This is a genomic window from Roseovarius indicus, assembly GCF_008728195.1.
Lineage (GTDB): Bacteria > Pseudomonadota > Alphaproteobacteria > Rhodobacterales > Rhodobacteraceae > Roseovarius > Roseovarius indicus.
Map to the genome: position 1 here is coordinate 777,272 of NZ_CP031598.1, position 24,244 is coordinate 801,515.

Genomic DNA, 24,244 nt, shown 5'->3' on the forward strand with positions numbered 1-24,244 from the left:
GGCCCCGCCGTTTCGATTGGTTCTAGCGGTGGCTTACTCTGCCGCGACGGCGGTGGATTCGGCGGCGATGGCGTCGGCGACGGCGGCCTCGAAGATGGCCATGCCTTCCTCGATGATGGCATCCGAGGCGGTGAGCGGCACCATGATGCGGACCGCGTTGCCATGCATGCCGCAGCCCAGAAGGATCAGGCCGCGGGCGAGCGCATGGCTGATGACCGACTTGGTGAAGGCGGCATCGGGCGTGGCGGTGTCGAAATCTGTGACGAACTCGACGGCCAGCATCGCGCCGAGGCCGCGGATATCCCACATCCGGTAGGGCGCGACGCGGGCGCCGATATCGGCGAAGCGGGCGCGGAGGGTCTCGCCAAGCGCGGTGGAGCGGGCGAGGAGGCCTTCGGATTCGATGGCTTCGATGGCGGCGAGGGCCGCGGCGCAGGCCACGGGGTTGCCGCCATAGGTGCCGCCCAGGCCGCCGGGGGCGAGCGCATCCATCACCTCGGCCCGGCCGACGACGCCGGCGATCGGGTAGCCGCCGGCCATGCTTTTGGCGACGGTGATGAGGTCGGGGGCGACGCCGGAATGTTCGACCGCGAACCATGTGCCGGTGCGGCCGAAGCCCGCCTGGATCTCATCGGAGATGAGCAGGATGCCGTGCTTGTCGCAGATGGCGCGGAGGGCCTGCCAGAGCTCGGTCGGCACCGGGTGGTAGCCGCCCTCGCCGAGCACCGGCTCGAGGATGATGGCGGCGACGCGGTCGGGCTGGGCGTCGGTGAGGAAGAGCATTTCCAGCGCGCGGATCGAATCCTGCACGGTGATGTCGTCACGGACCGACGGGAAAGGCACGCGGAAGATGTCGGTGGGGAAGGGGCCCACGTCTTTCTTGTAGGGGTTCACCTTGCCGGTGAGGCCGAGGGTGAGGAGCGTGCGGCCGTGGTAGCCCGCCGAGAAGGCGATGACGCCGGGGCGGCCGGTGGCGGCGCGGGCGATCTTGACGGCGTTCTCGACCGCCTCGGCGCCGGTGGTGACCAGCAGGGATTTCTTGGCGAAATCACCGGGGGCCAGCTCGTTCAGCTTTTCCGAGAGGGCGATATAGGGCTCGTAGGGGACGACCTGGAAGGAGGTGTGGGTGAACCGGTCTTCCTGGGCCTTGGCGGCCTCGACCACTTTCGGGTGGCGGTGGCCGGTGTTCAGCACGGCGATGCCGCCGGCGAAGTCGATGTAGCGGTTGCCCTCGATATCCCAGAGCTCGGCATTCTCGGCGCGGTCGGCGAAGATCGGGGCGGCGGAGGCGACGCCGCGGGCGACAGCGGCTTCGCGGCGGGCCCAGAGGGCGGCGTTGGTTTGCGCGGGCGCCGATTCGGTGACGGGCTCGGGCGCGGCGGCCTGTTTTCTCCGCGTGCCGGTGGCGACGCCGGTGATGGTCTTCGATCGTGCGGGGGATTTCTTTCTGGGGGGCATGGGTCTCTCCTGCCGTGTGCAAAGTGCTTAAAATAGTTATTGGCTGTTTAATATTTTTGTCAACTCTGTTTGTGATGGCTGATTTTATTGGTGTTTAAGTGCCTGTTTTTCTTGCTTGACCGGTCGGCGGCTTTCTGCGTCAAATATTCTTATCAAGGTTCAAGTGGGGTTTCCGGGCATGGATATCGGCGGCAGGTTGCGGGCGGTGAGAGAGTCGCAGGGCATGTCGCAGCGCGATCTTGCGGGCCGGGCCGGGCTGACCAGCGCGGCGGTGTCGCTGATCGAGCAGAACAAGTCGAGCCCCTCGGTGGCGTCGCTCAAGCGGCTGCTGGATGCGGTGCCGATGACCATGTCGGAGTTCTTCACCGAGGTCGAGGACGCGGGCGAGCCGAAGTATTTCTATTCGGAGGACGAGTTCATCGAGCTGTCGCCGCAGGAGCTGGGCCTTGGCGGGGCGGCGGCGCGGGTGTCGCTGCGCCAGCTGGGCGATGCGTCGCGGCATTCGCTGCAGGTTCTGCACGAGACCTATCCGCCCGGGTCGGACACCGGGCCGGACATGCTGGCCCATAACGGGGAAGAGGCGGGAGTCGTCATTTCCGGGATCATCGAGGTGACCGTCGCGGACCAGGTGAGAGTGCTGAATCCGGGGGATGGCTACCTGTTCGACAGCCGTCTTCCGCACCGATTTCGCAATATCGGGCAGGGGCCCTGTATTGTCGTAAGTGCTTGTACGCCCCCGAGTTTCTGACGCCCGGCGGTTGTGCGCGAACAAGCCGACCGTAAGGTCAGGCAGAAATAAAGTTGAACGTTAACAAAGGAGTGTTAACGTAAATTAAAAAAAGAGGTTTTCGCCAGGCAAGAACAATCGGCGAACTGAAGTGCAACCAGGGAGTAAGCATGAATATGTTCATCAAAACAGCCACAGCCGCGATTCTGGCGCTGTCGGCAACGGCCGTCACGGCGCAGGAGAAATTCATAACCATCGGCACGGGCGGTCAGACCGGCGTGTATTACGTGGTCGGCCAGTCGATCTGCCGGCTCGTCAACCGTGGCACGGGCGATCATGGCCTGAAGTGCACCGCGCCCTCGACGGGCGGATCGATTGCCAACATCAACGCCATCAAGGCCGGTGACATGGACATGGGCGTGGCCCAGTCGGACTGGCAGTTCCACGCCTATAACGGCTCGTCGCAGTTCGAGGGCGACCAGTTCGAGGACCTGCGCGCCGTCTTCTCGGTGCATGGTGAGCCGTTCAACGTGGTGGCACGGGCCGACAGCGGCATCGAGACCTTCACCGACCTGAAGGGCAAGCGCGTCAACATCGGCAACCCCGGCTCGGGCCAGCGCGCGACGATGGACGTGGTGATGGACGCGATGGGCTGGACCGTGGATGACTTCGCGCTGACCTCGGAGCTGAAATCGGCGGAACAGTCGGCCGCCCTGGGCGACAACAACGTCGACGCGATCATCTTCACCGTCGGTCACCCGGCGGGCTCGATCCAGGAAGCGACGACCACGGTCGACGCCAAGGTCATCCCGGTCGACACGCCGGAGATTGCCACGCTGGTGGAGGAAAACCCCTATTACGCATGGGCGACCGTTCCGGGCGGCATGTACAAGGGCAATGACGAGGACGTCAAAACCTTCGGCGTGAAGGCGACCTTCGTGACGTCGGCCTCGGTGGGTGAAGATGTCGTCTACGAGGTGGTGAAAGCCGTCTTCGAGAACTTCGACCGTTTCAAGGGGCTGCACCCGGCCTTCGAGAACCTGACCGAGGAAGAGATGATCTCGGGCGGTCTTTCGGCGCCGCTGCATGCCGGTGCGGAGAAGTACTACAAGGAACGCGGCTGGATCGAATGATCCCGGTATCGTGACGAGATTTCCGTGGCCCCCGGCTTGAGCGGGGGGCCACGGCCCGGCGGCCCGAACAACAAAAAACACGGGGCCGAAGCGCGAACAGGGGGTCGAAATGAGTGACGATAAGCAATTCGAGTCGGCAGCGGTTGAGAACGCCGCGTCCGGCAAAGGGGGCCTGAGCCAGCAGGAGCTGGACGAGCTGGTCGCCTCGACGGACACGGGCGGGCGCAGCCCGGCGGGCCCTGTCGGAACCTTCCTTCTGCTCGTGGCGCTGGCGTGGTCGCTGTTTCAGCTCTGGGTCGCCTCGCCCCTGCCGTTCATCTTCAATTTCGGCGTGTTCAACCAGGCCGACACGCGGGCCTTCCACCTGGGCTTCGCGCTGTTCCTGGCGTATCTCGCCTATCCCTCGCAGCGCACGCCGGCGCAGCTGGGGCTTGCGTTGGCGGTGCCGGCGCTGTTGACGGTTTTCTTCATGGTGGGGGCCAAGGACGGCACGGCTGTCTGGTGGATCCCGCTGATCGGGCTGGGTTTGATCGCGGCGATCTTGCTGGGCTCGCCCAAGGACCGGATCCCGCCCTGGGAATGGGCGCTGGCGATCCTGGGGGCCGGGGCCGCGCTTTATGTCTTCGTCTACAGTGACGAGATCGCCACGCGCGTGGGCGCGCCGATCACGCAGGATTACGTGGTGGCCGTTCTGGGCCTGCTGGTCTTGCTGGAAGCGACGCGGCGGGCGCTGGGGCCGGCGCTGATGATCGTGGCGACGGTGTTCCTGGCCTATACGTTCCTCGGGCCGTACATGCCGGGGATCATCGCGCACAAGGGCAACTCGCTGTCGGAGGTGGTGAACCACCAGTGGATCACGACCGAGGGCGTTTTCGGCATCGCGCTGGGGGTGTCGGCGTCGTTCGTGTTCCTCTTCGTGCTGTTCGGTTCGCTGCTGGATAAGGCCGGCGCGGGCAATTATTTCATCCAGGTGGCGTTCAGCCTGATGGGTCACATGCGGGGCGGGCCGGCCAAGGCGGCGGTGGTGTCCTCGGCGATGACGGGACTGATTTCGGGGTCGTCGATCGCGAACGTGGTGACCACGGGCACGTTTACCATTCCGCTGATGAAGAAGGTGGGCTTTTCGTCCGAGAAGGCGGGGGCGGTCGAGGTGGCCAGTTCCGTCAATGGGCAGATCATGCCGCCGGTGATGGGGGCCGCCGCGTTCCTGATGGTGGAATACGTGGGCATCCCGTATTTCGACGTGGTCAAGCACGCGTTTCTGCCGGCTGTGATCAGCTATATCGCGCTGGTCTACATCGTGCACCTGGAGGCGATGAAGGCGAACATGCAGGGGCTGCCGCGGGCGGTCGAGCCCAAGCCGCTGGTGGCGTGGCTGATTTCGCTGGCCTTCACCATCGCGGCGATCTGCGCGATTTCCTTCGCGGTCTATTACCTGATGGGCTGGATCCGGCCGGCGTTTCCGAATGCTGCCGGGTATATCGTTTTCGCGATGCTGACGGTGGCCTATGTCGGGCTGCTTTACGTGGCCTCGAAACAGCCGCCGCTGAAGCTGGAAGACCCCAATGAGCCGGTGACGCAGTTGCCGAAGCCGGGGCCGACGGTGAAGGCCGGGCTGCATTACATCCTGCCGGTCGTGGTGCTGGTCTGGGCGCTGATGGTGGACCGCAAGTCGCCGGGCCTGTCGGCCTTCTGGGCGGCGAGTTTCATGATCTTCATCCTGGTGACGCAACGGCCGATCATGGCGATGATGCGCAGTGCCGGGGACATCGCGACGGAGTTCCGGGCCGGGTTTGTCGACCTGCTGGAAGGGCTGGTGGCCGGGGCGCGCAACATGATCGGCATCGGCATCGCGACGGCGACGGCCGGTATCATCGTGGGCGCGGTCAGCCAGACGGGCGTCGGCTCGGCGCTGGCGGACGTGGTCGAGGTGCTGTCGGGCGGGAATATCCTGGCGATCCTGGTGCTGACGGCGATCCTGTCGCTGATCCTCGGGATGGGGCTGCCGACGACGGCGAACTATATCGTGGTGTCGGCGCTGCTGGCGCCGGTGATCGTGACGCTGGGCCAGCAGAACGGGCTGATCGTGCCGCTGATCGCGGTGCACCTGTTCGTGTTCTACTTCGGCATCATGGCGGACGTGACGCCGCCCGTGGGGCTTGCCTCGTTCGCGGCGGCGGCCGTTTCCGGCGGTGACCCGATCCGGACCGGGGTTGTGGCGTTCTTCTACAGCCTCAGGACCGCGGCGCTGCCGTTCCTGTTCATCTTCAACACCGAGTTGTTGCTGATCGAGGTGAACTGGGCGCAGGGGATCTTCGTCTTCGTGGTCTCTACGGTGGCGATGCTGCTGTTCGCGGCGGCGACGCAGGGCTGGTTCCTGGCGCGCAACCGGATCTACGAGACGGTGATGCTGTTGCTGGTGGCCTTCACGCTGTTCCGGCCCGGTTTCTGGATGGACATGGTGGCGCCGCCCTTCGAGGATGTGCCGCCGGCCGAGATCGAACAGGCCTTTGCCGATGCGCAGGTGGGGCAGGATATCCGGATGACGGTCAACGGCATGAATGCCGTGGGCGACCCGGTGACCTTTACCGCGCTGGTGCCGGTGCTGGAGGGCGAGACAGGGGCCGACCGGGTTCTGGCGGCAGGGATCGAGTACCTGAACAACGACGGCACGATCATCATCGACAACGTGACCTTCGACAGCCCCGCGCAGCAAGCCGGGCTCGACTGGGATCAGGAGATCGTCGAGGTGAAATCGCCGGCGCCGCAGCCGTCGAAATACCTGATGTTCATTCCGGCGGCGCTTCTGCTGGCGCTGGTGGTGTTCCTGCAGCGCCGGCGGCGGACGCCGGAAGCTGCAACAGCCTGAAGAAAGGTCTGTCCCATGTTCGACAACATCCTGCTGCCCATCGACCTGACGCATCCCGAATCGTGGGAGAAGGCCCTGCCGCTTGCCGCCAAGATGTGCGGCGAGGGCGGGACGCTGCATATCCTGGGGATCGTCCACGAGCTTGGCTCGCCTTTGGTGGCGTCGTACCTGCCGCGCGACTTCGAGGAGAAGATGCTGCAGGACATGAAGGCCGAGCTCGATGCCTTCGTGTCGGAAAAGGTGCCGGCGGGCACCAAGGCGGTGGCCCATGTGGGCCACGGCCACGTGCCGGAGAAGATCCTTGCGGCCGCCAATGACGTGTCGGCCGACATGATCGTGATGGCCTCGCACCCGCCGGATGAACTTCGGACCTTCCTTGTCGGATCGAACGCAGATAAAGTGGTGCGCCACGCCAGCCGCCCGGTGCTGGTGGTGCGTTGATGCGTTTTGGCCCGAACACAGGATTGCCGGCTTCCGGCCCGGTGGGGGGCACCGGGCCCGATATACGAACAGGAGCAAATCCGTAGATGACCCCCTTTGCGATTGCCGGCGTCCAGATGCATGTCGCCGCGCTTCATTCCAACGTCGATGCGATGCGGCACAGGCTCGAGATCCTGATGGCGCAGTTCCCGTGGACCCAGATGGTGCTGTTTTCCGAGCTGGCGCCGTTCGGACCGCTCGACAAATACGCCCAGCCTTTCCCGAACGAGGCGCTGGAGACCTTCCAGGAGGATGCCCGGCGGCACGGCATCTGGCTTATACCCGGGTCGATGTTCGAGCGCACCGAGGACGGGCGCATTCTGAACACCTCGGTCGTGATCAACCCCGAGGGGGAGATCGTGGCGCGCTATTCGAAGATGTTCCCGTTCCGGCCCTATGAGCAGGGGATTTCCGCCGGAACCGAGTTCTGCGTGTTCGACGTGCCCGAGGTTGGGCGGTTCGGGTTGTCGATCTGCTATGACATCTGGTTCCCCGAGACGACGCGGCAGCTGACAAGCCAGGGGGTCGAGGTGCTGTTGCATCCGGTTCTGACCGGCACGGCGGACCGCGATGCGGAGCTTTCCATCGCGCGGGCCACGGCGGCGCAGTTCCAGTGCTATGTCTTCGACGTCAACGGCCTTGCCGCGGGCGGCGTGGGCCGGTCGCTGGTGGTGGACCCCTCGGCGCTGGTGCTGCACCAGTCGGCGGGGCAGGAGGACATGTTCCCCATCGAGGTCGATCTCGACCTGGTGCGGCGTCAGCGCGAGACCGGGCTGAAGGGCCTGGGCCAGGTGCTCAAGAGTTTCCGGGACCGCGAGGTCGATTTCAGCGTTTACGACCGCGAGAGTGGGACCGATGCGTTCCTGAAGACGCTCGGACCGCTGGAGACACCGAAGCAGGGGTCGTCGCGCGGTCTGAGCGCCGCCGATCCGCGGACGGCGTTGGGGTATGTCGAACAGCCCGAGCTACCCCCGAAGAACTTTTCGGTTTTTCACGGCAAGACGGGGTCTGACTGAGGCGCCGGCCGGCGCCAGCCCCATTGAAAGGAGGCCGCCATGAATGTGCACTCAGGTGAAGGTGACCTGCCCTCGATTCGCGAATACTACAGCGCCACCCAGTTACGGGCAGACCGCTGGAGCGCGCTGCGAGAGGCGGCGGAGGGGTTGCACAGGCATGGCGCCGAGGGGCGGCAGGGCAAGAAGCTGCTGAAACAGGCCGAGGCGCTGTTCGATGCGCTGGAGCCGATCGAGAAATACTGGGCGTTTCCCGGCGCCCACGCGTTCGACCACCTGCGCAAGATGCTGGATCATGGCAATGCCGAAGACCTGTCGGTGTCGGTGCGGCGGATTGCGCGGGCGCTGACCTCGGGGGCGTATCGGCGGCGGTCGATCCCGCTGTCGTCGGACGAGATCGACAACGAGGATTACGAGGACGAAGCCTCGCTCGGCCCCGAGGCGCGGGCGCTGGGGCGGCCGTATTTCGAGATCCTGATCGTCGATGACGTGAACGAGCACCAGGAGCGGTTCCTGCGCCACAGCCTTCAGCGGATGCGGCGGCCGGAAGACCCGTTCATCTACGAGCCCGTGGTGGTGCCGTCGCTGGAAGACGCGCTGATGGGGATTCTGTTCAACCACAACGTTCAGGCGGTGGTGGTGCGGCCGGGGCTTTCGCTCAAGTCGAAGAACGATCTGCCGGTGCTGAACCAGTATCTGACGCGGGTGGCGGCGGATGAGGATGTGGATGATCTGGAGCCGCATGCCTATGGGCCCGAGACCTGTCGGCTGATCGCGAAGATCCGGCCGGAGCTGGATGCCTACCTGGTGACCGATCGGTCGGCCGAGGATATCGCGGGGATGGACCTGGGGCTGTGCCGGCGGGTGTTCTATAACCAGGAGGATTTCCTGGAGCTGCACCTGAATATCCTGCGGGGCGTGAACCGGCGCTACAAGACGCCGTTCTTCACCGCGCTGAAGGAGTATTCGCGCCAGCCCACGGGCGTGTTCCACGCCATGCCGATCAGCCGGGGCAAGTCGATCAGCCGGTCGCACTGGATCCAGGACATGGGGGCGTTTTACGGCTCGAACATCTTCCTGGCGGAGACGTCAGCCACCAGCGGCGGGCTCGACAGCCTGCTGGAGCCGCGCGGGCCGATCAAGGAAGCGCAGGACATGGCGGCAAGGGCCTTTGGCGCGAAGCACACGTTCTTTGCGACGAACGGCACGTCGACCTGCAACAAGATCGTCGTGCAGTCGGTCGTGAGGCCGGGCGATATCGTTCTGGTCGACCGCGACTGTCACAAGTCGCACCATTACGGCATGGTGCTGGCCGGCGCCAACGTGGTCTACATGGACAGCTACCCGCTGCATGAATACTCGATGTACGGGGCGGTGCCGCTGAAGGAGATCAAGCATCACCTGCTGACGTTGAAGGCCGCCGGGAAGCTGGACCGGGTGCGGATGGTTCTGCTGACCAACTGTACGTTTGACGGGGTGGTCTACAACGTGCGGCGGGTGATGGAGGAATGCCTTGCCATCAAGAAGGACCTGATCTTCCTTTGGGACGAGGCGTGGTTCGGGTTCGCGCGGTTCGGGCCGACCTATCGGCAGCGCACGGCGATGGATGTGGCCAACACGCTGCGGGAAACCCTGCGGGCGCCCGAGACGGCGGAAGCCTGGGAGGCGCAGCAGGAGGAGCTGAAGGGCAAGGGCGACGACGCGTGGCTCGAGACGCGGCTGGTGCCGCCGCCCGATGCAAGGGTCAGGGCCTATGCGACGCAATCGACGCACAAGACGCTGACGTCACTCAGGCAGGGGTCGATGATTCACGTCAACGACCAGGACTTCAAGGGCGAGGTGGAGCAGGCGTTTCACGAAGCCTACATGACGCATACCTCGACCTCGCCCAACTACCAGATCATCGCCTCGCTCGATGTGGGCCGGCGGCAGGTGGAGCTGGAAGGGTTCGAGTTCGTGCAGCGGCAGGTGGAAAGCGCCATGGCGATCCGCCGGGCGGTGCGCACGCACCCGGTTCTGAAGAAGTATTTCAAGGTCTTGTCGCTGAGTGACATCGTGCCCGCCGAGTTCCGGCAGAGCGGGCAGGAATCCTATTACGACCCCGAGCAGGGCTGGATCGACAAGTGGGCGATGTGGGGGCAGGACGAGTTCGTGCTGGACCCGACACGGATCACGCTGGCGGTGGGCGGCACCGGCTGGGACGGGGATACGTTCAAGACCGAGATCCTGATGAACAAGTTCGGGATCCAGATCAACAAGACCTCGCGCAACACCGTGCTGTTCATGACAAATATCGGCACGACGCGGTCGTCGGTGGCCTACCTCATCGAGGTGCTGGTGGAGATCGCCAACGATCTCGACGAGCTGCTCGACGATGCCTCGAAGATGGAGAGGCGGTCGTTCGAGAACCGGGTGGCGGCGCTGGTGGAGCATGTGCCGCCGCTGCCGGATTTCAGCCGGTTCCACGATTCGTTTCGGTCGAGCAAGGACACGCCCGAGGGGGATATCCGCACGGCGTTCTTCCTCGCCTATGACGAGGACAATTGCGACTATCTCGACCTTGACGACAAACTGATGGACCGGCTGGAGAAGGGCGAGGAGCTGGTGTCGGCCAGTTTCATCATTCCCTATCCGCCGGGCTTTCCGATCCTGGTGCCGGGGCAGGTGATCAGCCCCGAGATCATGTCGTTCATGCGCGCGCTCGATGTCAGTGAAATTCATGGGTTCCGGGCCGATCTTGGCCTGCGGGTGTTTACCAAGGACGCGCTGAAGAATTTGAAAAAGAAGAAATCCTAAGGGAGGATAACGTCAGATGCCCAAGAAGACGCTGAAGAACATCTCGGAGATCCGCCGGTATTTCCACACCAACACCGACCCGATCTATTTCGTCTCGGCCACCAACTTCAACCTGCTGGGGCTGGATGAATGGGTGAAGAATTTCAAGTACATATGTTACATGGACTGTTTCGACGGGCGGCATCCGAACGTGCTTTGCCCTTCCGAGATTCCGCATGAAGAGTTCCAGTCGATCGAGGACATCAACAACTACCTGCTGCAGCACAAGGAGGTGGTCGACTACGTCAAGGCGCGGGGCGGCAAGCCGAAATTCGTGTTCCTGATGTTCGACGAGCGGACCGAGGCGCTGGCCAAGCAGCTGGGCGGTGAGGTCTGGTTCCCGAAGGCGAAGCTTCGGTCGAACATGGACAACAAGATCGAGACGGTGCGCGTGGGCAACAAGGCGGGCGTGCCGTCGGTGCCCAACACGCTGTCGAAGGTGGAAAGCTACGACCAGCTGAAGGAGCTTTGCAAGAAGGCCGACCTTGGCAACGACCTGGTGCTGCAATCGGCCTTTGGCGATTCCGGGCACACGACGTTCTTCATCAAGTCCGAGGCCGATTTCCGCAAGCACGAGCACGAGATCGTGGGCCAGGGCGAGATCAAGGTGATGAAGCGGATCGATTGCCGGGGCTCGGCGATCGAGGCCTGCGCGACGTCGGAGGGCACGATCGTGGGCCCGTTGATGACCGAGCTGGTGGGCTTCAAGGAGCTGACGCCCTATCGTGGCGGCTGGTGCGGGAACGAGATCTTCTCGACCGCGTTTTCGCCGAAGCAGCGCCAGCAGGCGCGGGAGCTGACCTTCAAGTTCGGCGAGCAGCTTCGGAAGGAAGGCTATCGCGGGTATTTCGAGCTGGATTTCCTGATCGACAAGAAGAGCAACGATATCTGGCTGGGCGAGCTGAACCCGCGGATCACCGGTGCGTCGTCGATGACCAACCACGCGGCCTTTGCCCATGCGGATGCGCCATTGTTCCTGTTCCACCTGCTGGAGTTCTCGAAGAAGCCCTTCAAGCTGGACGTGGACGAGCTGAACGCGCGCTGGGCCGATCCGGACATGATCGACAGCTGGTCGCAGATGGTGATCAAGCATACCGAGGATTCGGTGGATATCATCACCGAGGCGCCGCAATCGGGCATCTACCGGATGCAGTCGGACGGCACGGTGGTGTTCGACCGGTTCGACTATCACCGCCGGGCGGTCGAGAGCGAGGACGAGGCGTTCTTCCTGCGGATCTCGAACGCGGGGGATTACCGCTACGAGGGGGCCGACCTTGGCATTCTCGTGACGCGCGGGCGGTCGATGACGAAGAGCTTCCAGCTGACGCAGAAGTCGAAGAACTGGATCGACGGGATCAAGAAGGCGTTCCGGGCAAGGCCGCTTCCCTCGGCGCAGGCCTTTGAGGACCCGGCGTTCAAGATTATGTAGCATGTCATGTCCCTGACCTTCCGCGCGATTGCCGAAAACGAGCCTGGGCCGAAATGGTCCGGGCTTTTCGCCGAGTATGGCCCGGCCTACCTGAAATGGTGGGCGCGGGAGGGGCTTTCGGGGCGGCCGACCTACCTGGAATGCCGCAGCGCGCTGGAAACGCATATGCCGGAACTGGTGCCGGTGTATGACAAGCTGGTCGATCTGGCGGGCGGCGGCGACATGGCGGCGCGGTTCCTGAGCTTCTATTGCCCGCCGCGGTATTTGTCGGGGTGCAGCCAGGCGATCTGGTCGGGGGGCGAGCCGCTTCTGGTCAGGAATTACGATTACAGTCAGCTGGCGTTCGACGCGGTGGTCATGAAGACGCGGTGGCTGGGGCGCGACGTGATCGGCATGTCGGACGGGATGTTCGGTGTTGTCGACGGGATGAATGATGCCGGTCTTGCCGTGTCGCTGACATTCGGTGGGCGGCGGGCGGCGGGCGTGGGGTTCGGTGTGCCGCTGATCCTGCGGTACATCCTCGAGACCTGCACGACGGCGAAGGAGGCCGGCAAGGTGCTGGAGCGCGTACCGTGCCATATGAGCTACAACGTGACGGTGCTTGACCGGAGCCATGATTTCCTGACCGCGTACCTTGCGCCGGACCGGGCGCCGGTGCTGTCTCATGCGGCGGTGGCGACGAACCACCAGGAGCAGGTGGAGTGGAAGAGCCACGCCCGGCTGACCGCGACGGTGGAGCGGGAAAGGTTCCTGTTGCAGCGGCTGACGCTGCACCCCGAGACGCAGGAGAAGTTCATCAAGGCGTTTCTGAAACCGCCGCTTTATTCGACGGCGTTCGATCACGGGTTCGGAACGCTTTACACGGCCTCCTACCTGCCAAGGCTGGGGGAGATGAGCGTGCGGTGGCCGGGGACGTGCTGGAAGAAGTCGTTCGCGGTGTTCGAGGAAGACAGCATGACGATCAGCTACCCGGCGCAGCTGGCCTATTCGGCGCGGCCGCAGGGGTAGGGTTCATTCGGCGGCGCGGAGTTCCTCGTCCAGCGCCTGTGCGGAGGAGGCGCGCGAGCGGGTGGTGCTGCTGACCAGCGCGTAGGCCGCGGGGGTCAGGAAGAGCGTGAAGACCGCCGCCATGCCGAGCCCGCCCACGATGACCCAGCCGATGGAGGCGCGCGCCTCGGCCCCCGGGCCGGTGCCGAGGATGAGGGGCAGGCCGGACATCACGGTACAGATCAGCGTCATGGCGATGGGCCGCAGGCGGGCCAGGGCGGCCTCGTAGGCGGCGTCGGGGACGGAGCGGCCCTGGTCGCGGAGCTGGTTGGCGAATTCCACGAGAAGGATGCCGTTCTTGGCCATCACGCCGATCAGCATGAGCACGCCGATCTGGCTGTAGATGTTGATGGTCGTGCCGGTCAGCAGCATGGCGTAGATCGCGGCGCAGACGCCGAAGGGGACGGTTGTCATGACGACCAGCGCGCTGGTGAGGCTTTCGAACTGCGCAAGCAGCACGAGGAAGACCACGAGAAGCGCGATGATGTAGGTGGCGGTGAGAGCCGAGGAGGTTTCGTCGAGCGAGGCGGCTTCACCGAGGAAGATGAGGCCGATGCCGTCGGGCAGGCGCTCTTGCGAGAGGGCGCGGACGTCGTCGATGACCTCGCGCAGGGTGACCTCGGGGGCGACGGAGGCGTCGATCTCGATGGCGCGGCGCTGGGCGTGGCGGTCGAGCTCGGCGGCGACGCCTTCCTCGGTGAGCGTCACGATCTGGTTGAGGGGGACGAGATCGCCCGTGTCGGCGCGGACATAGAGGTTCATGAGATCGGCCGGGTCGCGCACCGCGCCGGCGGCGGATTGCAGGAGGATCGGCACGGCCTCGTCGTCGATGGTGAGCTCGGAAATCTCGTCTTCGTCGATCAGGGCGCGGAGGGTGCCGGAGAGGGTGGAGATGGGCACGCGCAGATCGGAGGCGCGGTCTCGGTCGACGCTGATGCTGAGTTGCGGCTGGGTGGCCTGGTACTGGACGCGGATGCCGGAGACGCCGGTGACCTCTTCGAGGTCGCGGGCGAAGCTGTCGGCGGCGGCGGCGATGTCGGGGTAGTTGGGGCCGGTGAGCGCGATGCTGAGCCCGCCGCCCGAGCCGCCGCGCAGGCCGAGGCTGTTGCCGCTGCGGATGCGGGGTTCGGCGCCGGGGAGGTTTTCGAGGTCTTCGCGGAGGGCGGCCTCGATATCGGCCTGGCTGGTGGTGCGTTCAGACCACGGGACGAGGCGGACGCCGATGCTGCCGCGGTTGAGGTCGTAGCGGCCGGTGATCGAATAGAGGCCCTCGGCGACGCCGCTTTCCACATAGGGGCGCAGCATGTCTTCGACCTTCACGACCTGGCGGTCGGTGTAGTCGAGCCCGGCGCCGTCGGGGCCCTGGACCCAGACCGAGACCATGCCGCGATCTTCGGGGGGTACGAGTTCCTCGCCCAGCTCGCCGTAGAAGAGGGCCGCGCCGCCTGCGAGCATGCCGGCGCCGACGATGGTGACGAGGGGCGCGCGGATCATCGGGCCGATGAGGGCGGCGTAGAGCGAGGAGAGGCGTTTGCCGAGGCCGGTGAAGAGCCCGCCGGTGCGGCCGAGGCTGTCGGAGAGGGAGGCCAGCATCGGGCACATGGTGAGTGCCACGAAGGTGGAGATGATGACGGTGATGGCGAGGGCAAAGCCGAATTCGGTGAAGAGGCGGCCGGCGTCGCTGGGCAGGAAGGAGATCGGGACGAAGACGGCGACCAGCGTCAGGGTGGTGGCGATGACGGCGAAGAAGACCTGCCCCGCGCCGAGTACGGCGGCGGCCTTCGGCCCCATGCCTTCCTGTCTTCGGCGCTGGATGTTTTCGGTGACGACGATGGCGTCGTCGACGACGAGGCCGGTGGCGAGGACGAGGGCGAGGAGGGTGATGAGGTTGATCGAAAAGCCCATCAGCCAGATGCCCGCGACGGAGCCGACGAGGGCGATGGGGATGGCGATGGCGGGGATGAGCGTGGCGCTGAAGCGGCCGAAGAAGACCCAGATCACCGCGATGACGATGCAGAAGGCGGCGGCGAGGGTTTTCAGCACCTCGGCGATGGCGCCGCGGATGAAGACGGCGTCGTCGCTGGTGACCTGGAAGCCGAGGTCGGGGAAGCGGGTTTCGAGCCTGTCGATGGCGCGGTTGACCTCGTCGGAGATGCGGACGGTGTTGGATTGCGCCTGCCGGACAATGCCGAGGCTGATGACGAGGCGGCCGTCGAGGCGGGCGACGCTGGAGGGGGTGGCGAGTCCGAAATAGACATCGGCCACGTCGCCGAGGCGGACCTGGTCGCGCAGCATCAGGTCTTCGATCCGGTGCGGGTCGGCGACGGTGGCGTCGGCGCGCACCAGCACCTCGAGCGGGCCGGAGGCGAAGCTGCCCACCGGCACGTCGAACTGGGCCGAGCGGAGGGTGTCGGCCACCTCGCCGATGGAGAGGCCGAAGGCGGCGAGGCGGTCGGGCTTCACCTCGACGCGGAGGACGCGCTGGCGATCGCCGAAAAGCACCACCTCGGCCACGCCGTCGACGGCGGTGAACTCGGTCGCGATGGCGTCTTCGACCAACTGCGTGAGCTCGTCGATGGAGCGTTCGTTGCTCCAGACGGTGACGTCGAGCACGGGGTCGGCGTCTTCCTCGGACTTGACGACGAAGAGATCCTCGACCCCGTCGGGGAGGCGGTTTTCGACCCGGCTGACGGCTTCGCGCACGTCGTTGGAGGCGTTGGCGAGGTCGCGGGAGGGGCTGAATTCCACGCGCATCCGGAAATTGCCCTCTTCCGAGGAGGTGCGGACGGATTCGACCCCGGCGACGCGGGCCACCGCGCCCTCGACCAGCGAGGCGACTTCGGCATCCATGGTGGTGGGGGAGGCGCCGGGATAGTTGGCGCGGACCGAGACGATGGGGCGGTCGACATCCGGAAGCTCGCGTACCTCGATGCCCCAGAGCGCGCCGATGCCGGCGATCATGATGAGAAGGCTCATGACCGCCGCGAGGTAGGGGCGGCGGACGCTGATGTCGGAGAGGCCCCGGCCGCCGGGGCTCATGAGCTGCCATCCGTGGCGGTGTTGAGGACGTTGACGGCGACGCCAGCGCGCAGGCGCTGGGAGCCTTCGACGACGATATGGTCGCCTTCGGAGATCGGGCCGTCGACGATGACCAGCCCCTCGCGGCGGCGGACGAGGCGGACGGTGACCTGTTCGGCCTGCCCATCGGAGACGCGCCAGACGTTGAGCTCGCCGCGGGAGAACTGCAGGGCGAGCTCGGGCACGGCCGGGTAGGTCTTGCCGGGCAGTTCGAGGCGCAGGGCGAAGGAGGCGCCGGGGCGAAGGGTGTCGGCGGCATTGTCGATGGCGGCGCGGATGCGGGCTGTGCGGGTCGAGACGTCGACGCGGCTGTCGATGGCGGTGATTTCGGCGTCGAAGGTCTGGCCCTCGGCGGCCGGTGTGGTGGCGGTGGCGCTCTGGCCGATCTCGATGCGGCCGAGCAGGGCCTCGGGCAGGTCGAACTCGACGAGGATGCGGCTGCGGTCGTCGAAGCTGGAGACGGTTTCATCGGCCACGATGCGGTCGCCGGTTTCCACCGAGGCAAGGCCGGTGACGCCATCGAAGGGGGCGCGGAGCGTGCGGTCGGCGAGGTCGGCGCGGGCCTGGTCGAGCGCGATGCGGGCGACCTTGAAATCGGTCTGGGCCTGTTCGAAACGGGCGGTGGCGGCGGCGCCGGTGTCTTGCAGGGCCTGGTAGCGGTCACGTTCGGAGGTGGCGCGTTCGAGGCGGGCCTCGGCGAGGTCGACCGCGAGGTGCTCGTCGGTGTCGTCGAGCTGCATCAGCGTGTCGCCGGCGGTGAACTTGGCGCCGGGGGCGATGTCGAGCGCGGTGACCTCGCCCGCCGAGGGGGCGCGCAGGGTGACGGAGCGCAGGGCGAAGCCGGTGCCGATGGCGGAGAAGGCGAGATCGTCCTGCACCTGCCGGACATCGGCGACGATGACGGGGGTGCCTTCGCCTTGTGCGCTGGCGTCGGCCTGGCGTTGCCCGGTGGCGGAGGTGCTGGCCCAGAGTTCCTGCAGGTCGGTCCGGTAGTGCCACGCGAGCGCCGCCCCGCCGACCAGGACGGCGGAGACGAGAGCTTGCTTCCAGAAGGCGGTTTTCTCCAAGGCTGTTTCCCGTGCGCGAGACGTTTCGATGGGACCTAGCCCAAAATGCCGCCCGGTCACGTATTCGGCTGGCCGGGCCTGTCCAGCCTAGCACAGGCGGCGCGATTGCCCGAATGACAGCGGCGTGATGTGCTGCAAATGCCCATAAAACCGGCAGTTTCCGCCTGTGGCGCGTCAGGCCCTTGGCGGCACCGGGCGGGAGGATTAAAGCGGGGGTGCCTATGTTGCGACCCTCCGGAGCCCGATGACCCCATCCCAGTTCATAGACCGTGCTGCCGCCGTCCTGCTGATCGTTCTGACGGCGCTGTTCGCGTTGCGGGAGTGGGGTGCCGGAGAGCCCGGGCCGGTGATCGAGGGGCTCGTGATTGTCATCCTGGTGCTGCTGGCGGTGAATGTCCGGCTGACGCGCAAGGCGTTCGTCGTGGTGGGGCTGGTGCTGACGGCCTGGGTGGCGCTGTCGGCGGATGACTGGCTGTCGCTGGCGCGGCAGGGGCTGGAGAAGGCGGCCTTCGTGGCGGCGTTCTTCGTGGCACTCTCGACATTGCGGAACGCGGCGGAAAGCTCTCCGGCGCTGCGCAAGGGCGGGGCGTTCCTGGCGGCGCAGCCGCCGGGGCGGCGCTATGCGGCGCTGACGGTGGGCGGGCATCTTTTTGCGCTGCTGATCAATTACGGGTCGATCTCGCTTCTGGGCAGCCTGGCGTCGAACGCGGCCCGGTCGGAAGGCGACCCGGTGATCCGGGGGCACCGGACCCGACGGATGCTTCTGGCGATCCAGCGGGGGTTCATCGCGTCGCTGACCTGGTCGCCGCTGGCCTTCGCGATGGCGATCACCATTGCGCTGGTGCCGGGGGCGACCTGGGCGAGCGCGGTTCTGCCCGGGCTTGGCTCGGCGGTGATCATCACGATGACGGGCTGGGCGATGGACACGATTTTCAAGCCGCGGTTGCGCGGCAACCGGCCGCCGCCGCGCAAGCCGGAGGGCTCGTGGAGCCTGATGATGCCGCTGCTTTTCCTGCTGGTGCTGCTGGCGGTGGCGGTGTCGGCGGCACATTTCCTGACCGGTATTCGGGTGGTCGGGGTGGTGATGGTGATCGTGCCGGTGATTGCCGTGGCCTGGGCCGTGATCCAGCGGATCGGGCTGGGCCGGGAGGGCACGCTGCGCGGGCGGGTGCGGGGGTATGTCACCGGGGAGTTGCCGGGCTATCGGGGCGAGATCGTGCTGCTGATGATGGCGGGGTATATCGGCACGGTGGGCGCGCCGGTGCTGCAGCCGCTTCTGGCGTCGCTGGGCTTCGCGCCGGAGAGCCTGCCGACATGGGTGGTGCTGACGATCCTTGTCTGGATCGTGCCCATCCTCGGGCAGTTCGGGATGAACCCGATCCTGGCGGTGACGCTGATTTCGCCGATGTTCCCGAGCCCCGAGGCGCTGGGCATTCCGCCCGGCGCGATGGTCGCCGCCATCACCGCCGGCTGGGCGATGAGCGGGGCGACCTCGCCCTTTACCGCGACGACGCTGCTGATCGGGTCGTTCGGCGGGGTCAGCGCAACCCATGTGGGGCTGCGCTGGAACGGCGGGTATTTCCTTGTGGCGACGTCGATTTTGACGCTTTGGGTGCTGGCTTACGCGTTTGTCCTGAGCTGAGGGTCAGGCCGAGATCATGGCGCGATCCATGATGGTTTTCGCCGTGGCCTGCGTGACGGGCTGCGCGAGCGTGCCGAAATGGGAGCCCCATGCGCCGGGCATGCCGGGGGTTCGGGTGGCGAGGAAGGTCTCGGCCACCTCCGGCGTGCTGGCGCGGAGGAGTTCGGCGCCTTGCAGGAGGCGGGCGACGGCTTCGGTCATCGGGCGGGCGTAGAATTCTTCTTCCATCGCGGCGCCGATCAGCGCGTCGGTGTGGCGGATCATGGCGTCGAAGCGGTCGTCGTCACCTTTCAGCGGGGATACCTCGTCATGCAGGGCGTCGATGGTGGCGGGGTCTTTCAGCATGGCGCGGCGGACGTCCATGCACATCATGTTGGCGGTGCCTTCCCAGATCGAGTTGAGCGGCGCCTCGCGGTAGAGGCGGGCCATCGGGTTTTCCTCGATGAAGCCGTTGCCGCCGTGGCATTGCAGGGCCTCGTTGGCGATGGCGGGCACGCGGGAGCAGTTGAAATACTTGGCCGCCGGGGTGGCGACGCGGGCGAGGAGGCGGTCGTGCTCGTCCTCGGCCAGCCGGTCGGTCGCCTTGGCGACGCGGAGCGCCATGAGGGTGCAGGCCTCGGTCTCGACCGCCATGTCGGCCAGCACGCTGGTCATCATCGGGCGGTCGGCGATGGAGGTGCCGAAGGCGGTGCGGGTGGAGGTGTGGGTCATGGCGAGCGTCAGCATCTGGCGCATGAGCCCGGCGGAGCCGATGGCGAAGTCGAGCCGGGTGAGGTGGGAGTGGGAGAGGATCTCGCGGATGCCCTTGCCTTCCTCGCCCACGCGGATGGCGAGGGTGCCGTTGTATTCCACCTCGGAGGAGGCGTTGGAGCGGTTGCCGGCCTTGTCCTTGAGACGCTGGATGTTGAAGCGGTTGTAGCTGCCGTCGGGCAGGGTGCGGGGCAGGAAGAAGCAGGTGACGCCGCCATCGACCTTGGCCAGCGTGAAGAAGCCGTCGGATTGGGGGACGGAGCAGAACCATTTATGCCCGGTCAGTTCGTACCAGTGGGCGGGTTTGCCGTGGTAATCCTCGGTATGGAGGAAGCGGGCCGTGGTCTGGGTTTCCCGCAGGTCGGAGCCGCCCTGTTTTTCCGTCATGCCGTAGCCGATGACGACGGAGGGTTTGTCGGCGACTTCGCGGCGGCTGAACTCGTATTCGGTGCCCTTGACCTTTTCGGCCCAGATGCCCAGGGCCGGCTCGGCCTCGAACCCGGCATAGGAGGCGTAGGCCATGCCGGTGGGGCAGCCGGTGCCCTGTTCGACCTGGTTCCAGACATAGGACAGGACGGCGCGGGCGTAATGGCCGTTCTTCTGGTTGGTGCGCCATGTGAGGTTGGGCACCTCGTGCTTCCACGCCAGCGACATGAGGTCGTGCCAGCTTTGGTGAAACTCGACCCAGTCGATGCGGTTGCCGAAGCGGTCGTGGGTCTTCAGCTCGGGCGAATGGCGGTTGGCGAGGTGGGCCAGCTCCTGCACGTGTTCGTCGCCGGCCATGGCGCCGAGGGCGGCGCATTTGTCGGCGGCCCAGGGGGCTTCGCGGGCGATGGCCTCGCGCAGGACGGTGTCGCCGGTGAAGGCGTTGAAGCCGGTGGCCGGGCGGGCCTGGTTGCGGACTTCGTGGGTGGTGAAGGTGTCGGGCATGGGGGTTATTCCGCGGCTTCGGTGTTGGAGATTTTCTCGGGCGGCTGGCAGCCGGTGGCGCAGCAACGGCCGGGCTGGCGGGAGACCTTGCGGCCTTCGGCCAGAACGCCGCGGTCCATCAGGTCGGAGACGAGCTCCTGCCGTTCGGCGACGGGGTAATTGCGCCAGATCTCGCGCTTCATGGCTTCGGGCGAGCCGCCGCCGTGGAGCGAGATGACCGAGTACCAGTTGCCCTGGTTGGAGACGGTGAGGTCTTCGATCATGCGGGAGATTTCCATCCGGCGCTCGGCGGGGATGTCGGGGCGGCCGCCGAGCACGGCGGTGAGGTCGGCGCGGGTTTCGGGGTTGTGATCCTCGTCCGGCCCCGGCAGCGCCACGATCAGGCCGCCGGAGACGTAGTGGGCGACGCGGTGCATGTCGTAGATCTTGGTGGCGAGCAGCAGCTTGCCGATGTTGGAAAAGACGGCGTCGGGCATGACCGAGCCGGCCGGGTCGGCCTCGCAATAGACGGAGGCGGCGACGCCGCAGGCGTAGAAGCTTTCGGTGATGGTGATCAGGTCGACCATGGCGTCGCGGATATGGGCGTGGCGGTCGACGTCGAGGCCGTTGGCGTCGACCATCATGGCGCCGGCGCCGATCAGGAGGTCGCCGAAGCCCGCGCGGGCGCCGATGCAGGAATGGCGGTGGTGGGTGGCGTAGGAGGTGGTGAGGAAGCCGCCCTCGGTCGTCTCACCGGCGAGGAAGACTCGGTCATGCGGCACGAAGACGTCGTCGAAGATCACCACGCCGGTGGACTGGCCGTAGCGGGCGGAGAATTTCGCCGCCGCTTCACCGGGGCGGCCTGCGGGTTTGGCGACGATGGTCACGCCCTCTGCATCGACGGGGACGGCGCAGCAGACGGCATAATCGGCGTCTTCCGCCGTGTGGGTGCGGCAGGGCATGACGAGGAATTCGTGCATGTAGGGCGCGCCGGTGACGATGGCCTTGGTGCCGCGGATGACGATGCCGTCGGCGCGGCGTTCCTTGATGTGGACATAGACATCGGGGTTGGCTTGTTGGCCGGGTCGCTTGGAGCGGTCGCCCTTGGCGTCGGTCATGGCGACGCCGAGGGTGAGGTCGCGGTCCTGCACGTCATGGAGGTAGGCCATGAAGCGTTGCGCATAGTCGGTGCCGTGGGTGGCATCGGTGCGGTGGGTGGCCTGGTAGATGCCGTTGAGGGCGTCGTGGCTGAGGTAGCGCTGGGCGCAGCCGGAGACCTTGCAGACGAGGCGGACGGCTTCGAGCTTTTGCAGGAGGTCGTCGCTGCTCTCGTTGATGTGGAGCATGCGGTTGACGGTTTTGCCGCTGCTCGACTGGGTGGCGGTCAGCAGGCGTTCGGATTCGGGCCGGTGGGCGAAATCGTAGGTGACGCCGACGCCGTTGATGCCGGGGTCTAGGCGGGGCTCGTCGGCGACGCTGTCGATGCGGTCGCCGTCGATGAAGACGCGGGGGGAATAGGCGCGAAGGGATTCGCGGTAGTCTTGCGCGGTCATCAGCATTGGTTTTCCTCCCTTGGGTGCCGGGGCGTGAGAGCCTGGGTTGCGGCGAAAATTAAACACTGTTAGATTTTACGTCAAGTGTTCGAATTGGAGGATGCCCGGTGGACGATCGGAAGGTGGCGCGGCAGAGACGGCTGGCGGAGAGCAAGCGGCAGCATATTCTCGATGCCGCGCGGGAGGCATTTGCCGAGGACGGGCTGGAGAAGGCGAGCCTGCGGGCGATTGCCACGAAGGCGGGGTATACGCCGGCGGCGCTGTACTTTCACTTTCCGTCGAAGGAGGCGATTTACGCAGAGTTGCTGCGCAGTTCGCTTTTGTCGCTCGGGGAGAGTGTCGCGGCGGAGGTGACAGGGGCCGAGACCGCCGAGGCGCGGTTTCGCGCGGCCGGGATGGGGTTTTTTCGGTATTACGCGAAGAACCCCAGCGAGCTGGATTTGGGGTTCTACCTGTTCCGGGGCGGCATGAAGCCCGCGGGGCTGGACCGGGAGACCGACAAGGAGCTGAACGCGGCGCTGGAGGCGGCGTTGAGGCCGCTGGCCAAGGCGGCAAGGGATATGGGGGCCGGTGCGGAGGAGGCGGAGCTGTCGATGGTGAATATCTTCGCCCATGCGACGGGCCTGCTTTTGCTGCTGCACACGGGCCGAATCAGGATGTTCGGCGCGTCGGCGGAGGCGCTGATGCAGCAATATGTCGACCAGCAGGTCGAGGTGCTGCGGGGCGGCTAGGTCTGGTCATGCATTAGGCATTCGGGCGCTTTCAAGGGGAGCGGACGGGATGCGTTCGTCTTTTATATTGGATATGACGTCAGTTTCATTTAATCTGCGGTGAAGCTTACCCCCGCTGGCGGGGAAGGGATTCGCGCGGTCGGCCCTTCGCATGCCGGCGCGGGCAGGCGGGAAGGTTGGAGCGCTGTCGCAGATGTCATTCAAGGCCGAACCGTATTGGTGGGAAGATCGGGGCTGGAACCGGGAGGCTCTGGTGGCCCGAGAGGTTCCGGAGAGCTGCGATGCGGTGGTTGTCGGCGCGGGGATCACCGGGGTGATGGCGGCGTGGCGCATGGCGCAGGCAGGTCTGTCTGTGGTCGTGCTGGAACAGGGCATGCTGGGGCAGGGGGCCAGCAGCCGGAACAACGGGATGGTGGTGCCCTACCTGAAGCCATCGCCGCATGAGCTGGAGAAGAGGTTCGGGCCAGAGGGGGCGGTGCCGTATCTGAACGGGGGCGAGACGGCCTTTCATTTCGTGCGCGACCTGATCCGGGACAGGGGGCTGGATTGCGATCTCGAGGATAACGAGCGTTTCGTCATCGCGAACCGGCCGGGGGATATGGCGCATCTGGTCGAGCTGGCCGAGGCGTATAATGCGCGGAGCGACGAGGTGACGTGGACGGCGCTGTCGTCGGACGAGGTTTTGGAGCAGACGGAGGTTGCGGGGTCGGAGGGCGGTGTTCTGGTGCGCGGGACCTATTGCCTTCATCCGGGGAAATACCATGCGCGGCTGGTCGAGTTGGCGCATGCGGCGGGTGTGCGGTTCGTGGAGAAAGCGGAGGTCACGGAGATCGGGGCGGAAGGCAAATCCGTGTCGGTCAGGGGCCGGGCAGCGCCGATCCGGGCGGGGCGGGTCGTGGTGGCGACGAACGGCTATACCGGCGGGTTTGCCGGGTGGCTGCGGCGGCGGATCATTCCGGTGCGGGCCTACATGGCCTGTTCCGAGCCGGTGGCGCCCGAGGTCATGGCACGGCTTTTCCCGCCGGCGCGGTCGGTGACGGTTGCCAAACGGAACCTGTTCTGGATGCGAACCTCGCCCGACGGCACGCGGGTGATGTTCGGCGGCCGGGCCGGGGCATGCCGGGGCGGGTTGATGCGGAAGGCGGAAGACCTGAAGGCGGACGTGGTCGCGGCCTATCCGGAGCTGAAGGACATGGGCGTGTCGCATTGCTGGGAGGGGGTGCTGGGCTTCAGCTTTGGCCAGTTGCCGCATGTGGGCACGATGAACGGGGTGCATTACGCTGCCGGGTTCAGCGGGGTCGGGCTGACCTTCGGGTCGTGGCTGGGCGATCAGCTTGGGCGGCTGGCGGCGGGCGAAGAGGTGACGGCGGGGCCGTTCCTGAGTTCGGCGTTCGAGACGCGGCCCTATTATTTCGGGCAGCCGTGGTTCCTGCCGCTGGTGATCGCGAAGATGAACGCGGCCGACAGGCTTGATGCCTGGCGGCAGGGGCGGGGCAAGGGATAGGGCCCTGCCGGGCCGTGAC

At 66.0% G+C, this 24,244-nt stretch carries 16 protein-coding genes; 11 read left to right on the forward strand and 5 right to left on the reverse strand.

Annotated elements, in window-relative coordinates:
- Positions 1-33: 33 nt before the first annotated feature.
- Complete coding sequence (gene gabT, locus RIdsm_RS03750) at positions 34-1,458, reverse strand: 4-aminobutyrate--2-oxoglutarate transaminase (RefSeq protein ID WP_082647471.1); 1,425 nt, start codon at positions 1,456-1,458, stop codon at positions 34-36.
- A 178-nt stretch (positions 1,459-1,636) separates the two neighbouring features.
- Between gabT and RIdsm_RS03755 the strand changes: the two genes are divergently transcribed.
- The 8 genes from RIdsm_RS03755 (at position 1,637) to RIdsm_RS03790 (ending at position 12,952) form a co-directional block, all read left to right on the forward strand.
- Entirely contained in the window at positions 1,637-2,206 is a 570-nt protein-coding gene (locus RIdsm_RS03755; protein WP_057818914.1) for a cupin domain-containing protein, read from the forward strand.
- A gap of 149 nt (positions 2,207-2,355) precedes the next feature.
- The gene (locus tag RIdsm_RS03760; protein WP_057818916.1) at positions 2,356-3,318 is read left to right on the forward strand and encodes a TAXI family TRAP transporter solute-binding subunit; all 963 of its coding nucleotides are present in this window, start codon (positions 2,356-2,358) and stop codon (positions 3,316-3,318) included.
- 109 nt (positions 3,319-3,427) lie between these two features.
- A complete protein-coding gene (locus RIdsm_RS03765; RefSeq protein WP_057818918.1) occupies positions 3,428-6,187 on the forward strand; it encodes a TRAP transporter permease in 2,760 nt (919 codons plus the stop codon).
- Between the two features lie 15 nt (positions 6,188-6,202).
- Positions 6,203-6,628, forward strand: coding sequence for a universal stress protein (locus RIdsm_RS03770; protein WP_057818920.1), 426 nt, complete (start codon positions 6,203-6,205; stop codon positions 6,626-6,628).
- Positions 6,629-6,714: 86 nt separating this feature from the next.
- A complete protein-coding gene (locus RIdsm_RS03775) occupies positions 6,715-7,683 on the forward strand; it encodes a carbon-nitrogen hydrolase family protein (RefSeq protein WP_057818923.1) in 969 nt (322 codons plus the stop codon).
- Between the two features lie 39 nt (positions 7,684-7,722).
- Positions 7,723-10,476, forward strand: coding sequence for an aminotransferase class I/II-fold pyridoxal phosphate-dependent enzyme (locus tag RIdsm_RS03780; RefSeq protein ID WP_057818925.1), 2,754 nt, complete (start codon positions 7,723-7,725; stop codon positions 10,474-10,476).
- A 16-nt stretch (positions 10,477-10,492) separates the two neighbouring features.
- A complete protein-coding gene (locus RIdsm_RS03785) occupies positions 10,493-11,944 on the forward strand; it encodes a biotin carboxylase (protein WP_057818927.1) in 1,452 nt (483 codons plus the stop codon).
- A gap of 6 nt (positions 11,945-11,950) precedes the next feature.
- The gene (locus RIdsm_RS03790; RefSeq protein ID WP_177228437.1) at positions 11,951-12,952 is read left to right on the forward strand and encodes a C45 family autoproteolytic acyltransferase/hydrolase; all 1,002 of its coding nucleotides are present in this window, start codon (positions 11,951-11,953) and stop codon (positions 12,950-12,952) included.
- Positions 12,953-12,955: 3 nt separating this feature from the next.
- Here the strand turns inward: RIdsm_RS03790 and RIdsm_RS03795 are convergent, their stop codons facing one another.
- Positions 12,956-16,030, reverse strand: a complete 3,075-nt coding sequence (locus RIdsm_RS03795) for an efflux RND transporter permease subunit (RefSeq protein WP_057818929.1) — start codon at positions 16,028-16,030, stop codon at positions 12,956-12,958.
- Positions 16,027-17,136, reverse strand: a complete 1,110-nt coding sequence (locus RIdsm_RS03800; protein ID WP_057818931.1) for an efflux RND transporter periplasmic adaptor subunit — start codon at positions 17,134-17,136, stop codon at positions 16,027-16,029. The genes RIdsm_RS03795 and RIdsm_RS03800 overlap by 4 nt, the downstream gene beginning before the upstream one ends.
- Positions 17,137-17,380: 244 nt before the next feature.
- Here RIdsm_RS03800 and RIdsm_RS03805 point away from each other — a divergent pair, with 244 nt between their 5' ends.
- Positions 17,381-18,778 (forward strand): hypothetical protein, encoded by a 1,398-nt coding sequence (locus RIdsm_RS03805; RefSeq protein WP_057818933.1) that lies wholly within the window; start codon positions 17,381-17,383, stop codon positions 18,776-18,778.
- Positions 18,779-18,781: 3 nt separating this feature from the next.
- Here RIdsm_RS03805 and RIdsm_RS03810 read toward each other — a convergent pair whose 3' ends face one another.
- Positions 18,782-20,458 carry an acyl-CoA dehydrogenase family protein gene (locus RIdsm_RS03810; RefSeq protein ID WP_057818934.1) on the reverse strand — a complete coding sequence of 559 codons (1,677 nt, stop codon included), beginning with the start codon at positions 20,456-20,458 and terminating at the stop codon, positions 18,782-18,784.
- A 5-nt stretch (positions 20,459-20,463) separates the two neighbouring features.
- Positions 20,464-21,996, reverse strand: coding sequence for a 4-hydroxyphenylacetate 3-hydroxylase family protein (locus tag RIdsm_RS03815; RefSeq protein ID WP_057818937.1), 1,533 nt, complete (start codon positions 21,994-21,996; stop codon positions 20,464-20,466).
- A gap of 101 nt (positions 21,997-22,097) precedes the next feature.
- Between RIdsm_RS03815 and RIdsm_RS03820 the strand changes: the two genes are divergently transcribed.
- Together RIdsm_RS03820 and RIdsm_RS03825 are read left to right on the forward strand one after the other, a co-directional pair.
- Positions 22,098-22,721 carry a TetR/AcrR family transcriptional regulator gene (locus RIdsm_RS03820; protein WP_057818938.1) on the forward strand — a complete coding sequence of 208 codons (624 nt, stop codon included), beginning with the start codon at positions 22,098-22,100 and terminating at the stop codon, positions 22,719-22,721.
- A 193-nt stretch (positions 22,722-22,914) separates the two neighbouring features.
- A complete protein-coding gene (locus RIdsm_RS03825) occupies positions 22,915-24,225 on the forward strand; it encodes an NAD(P)/FAD-dependent oxidoreductase (RefSeq protein WP_160325873.1) in 1,311 nt (436 codons plus the stop codon).
- Positions 24,226-24,244: the final 19 nt, after the last annotated feature.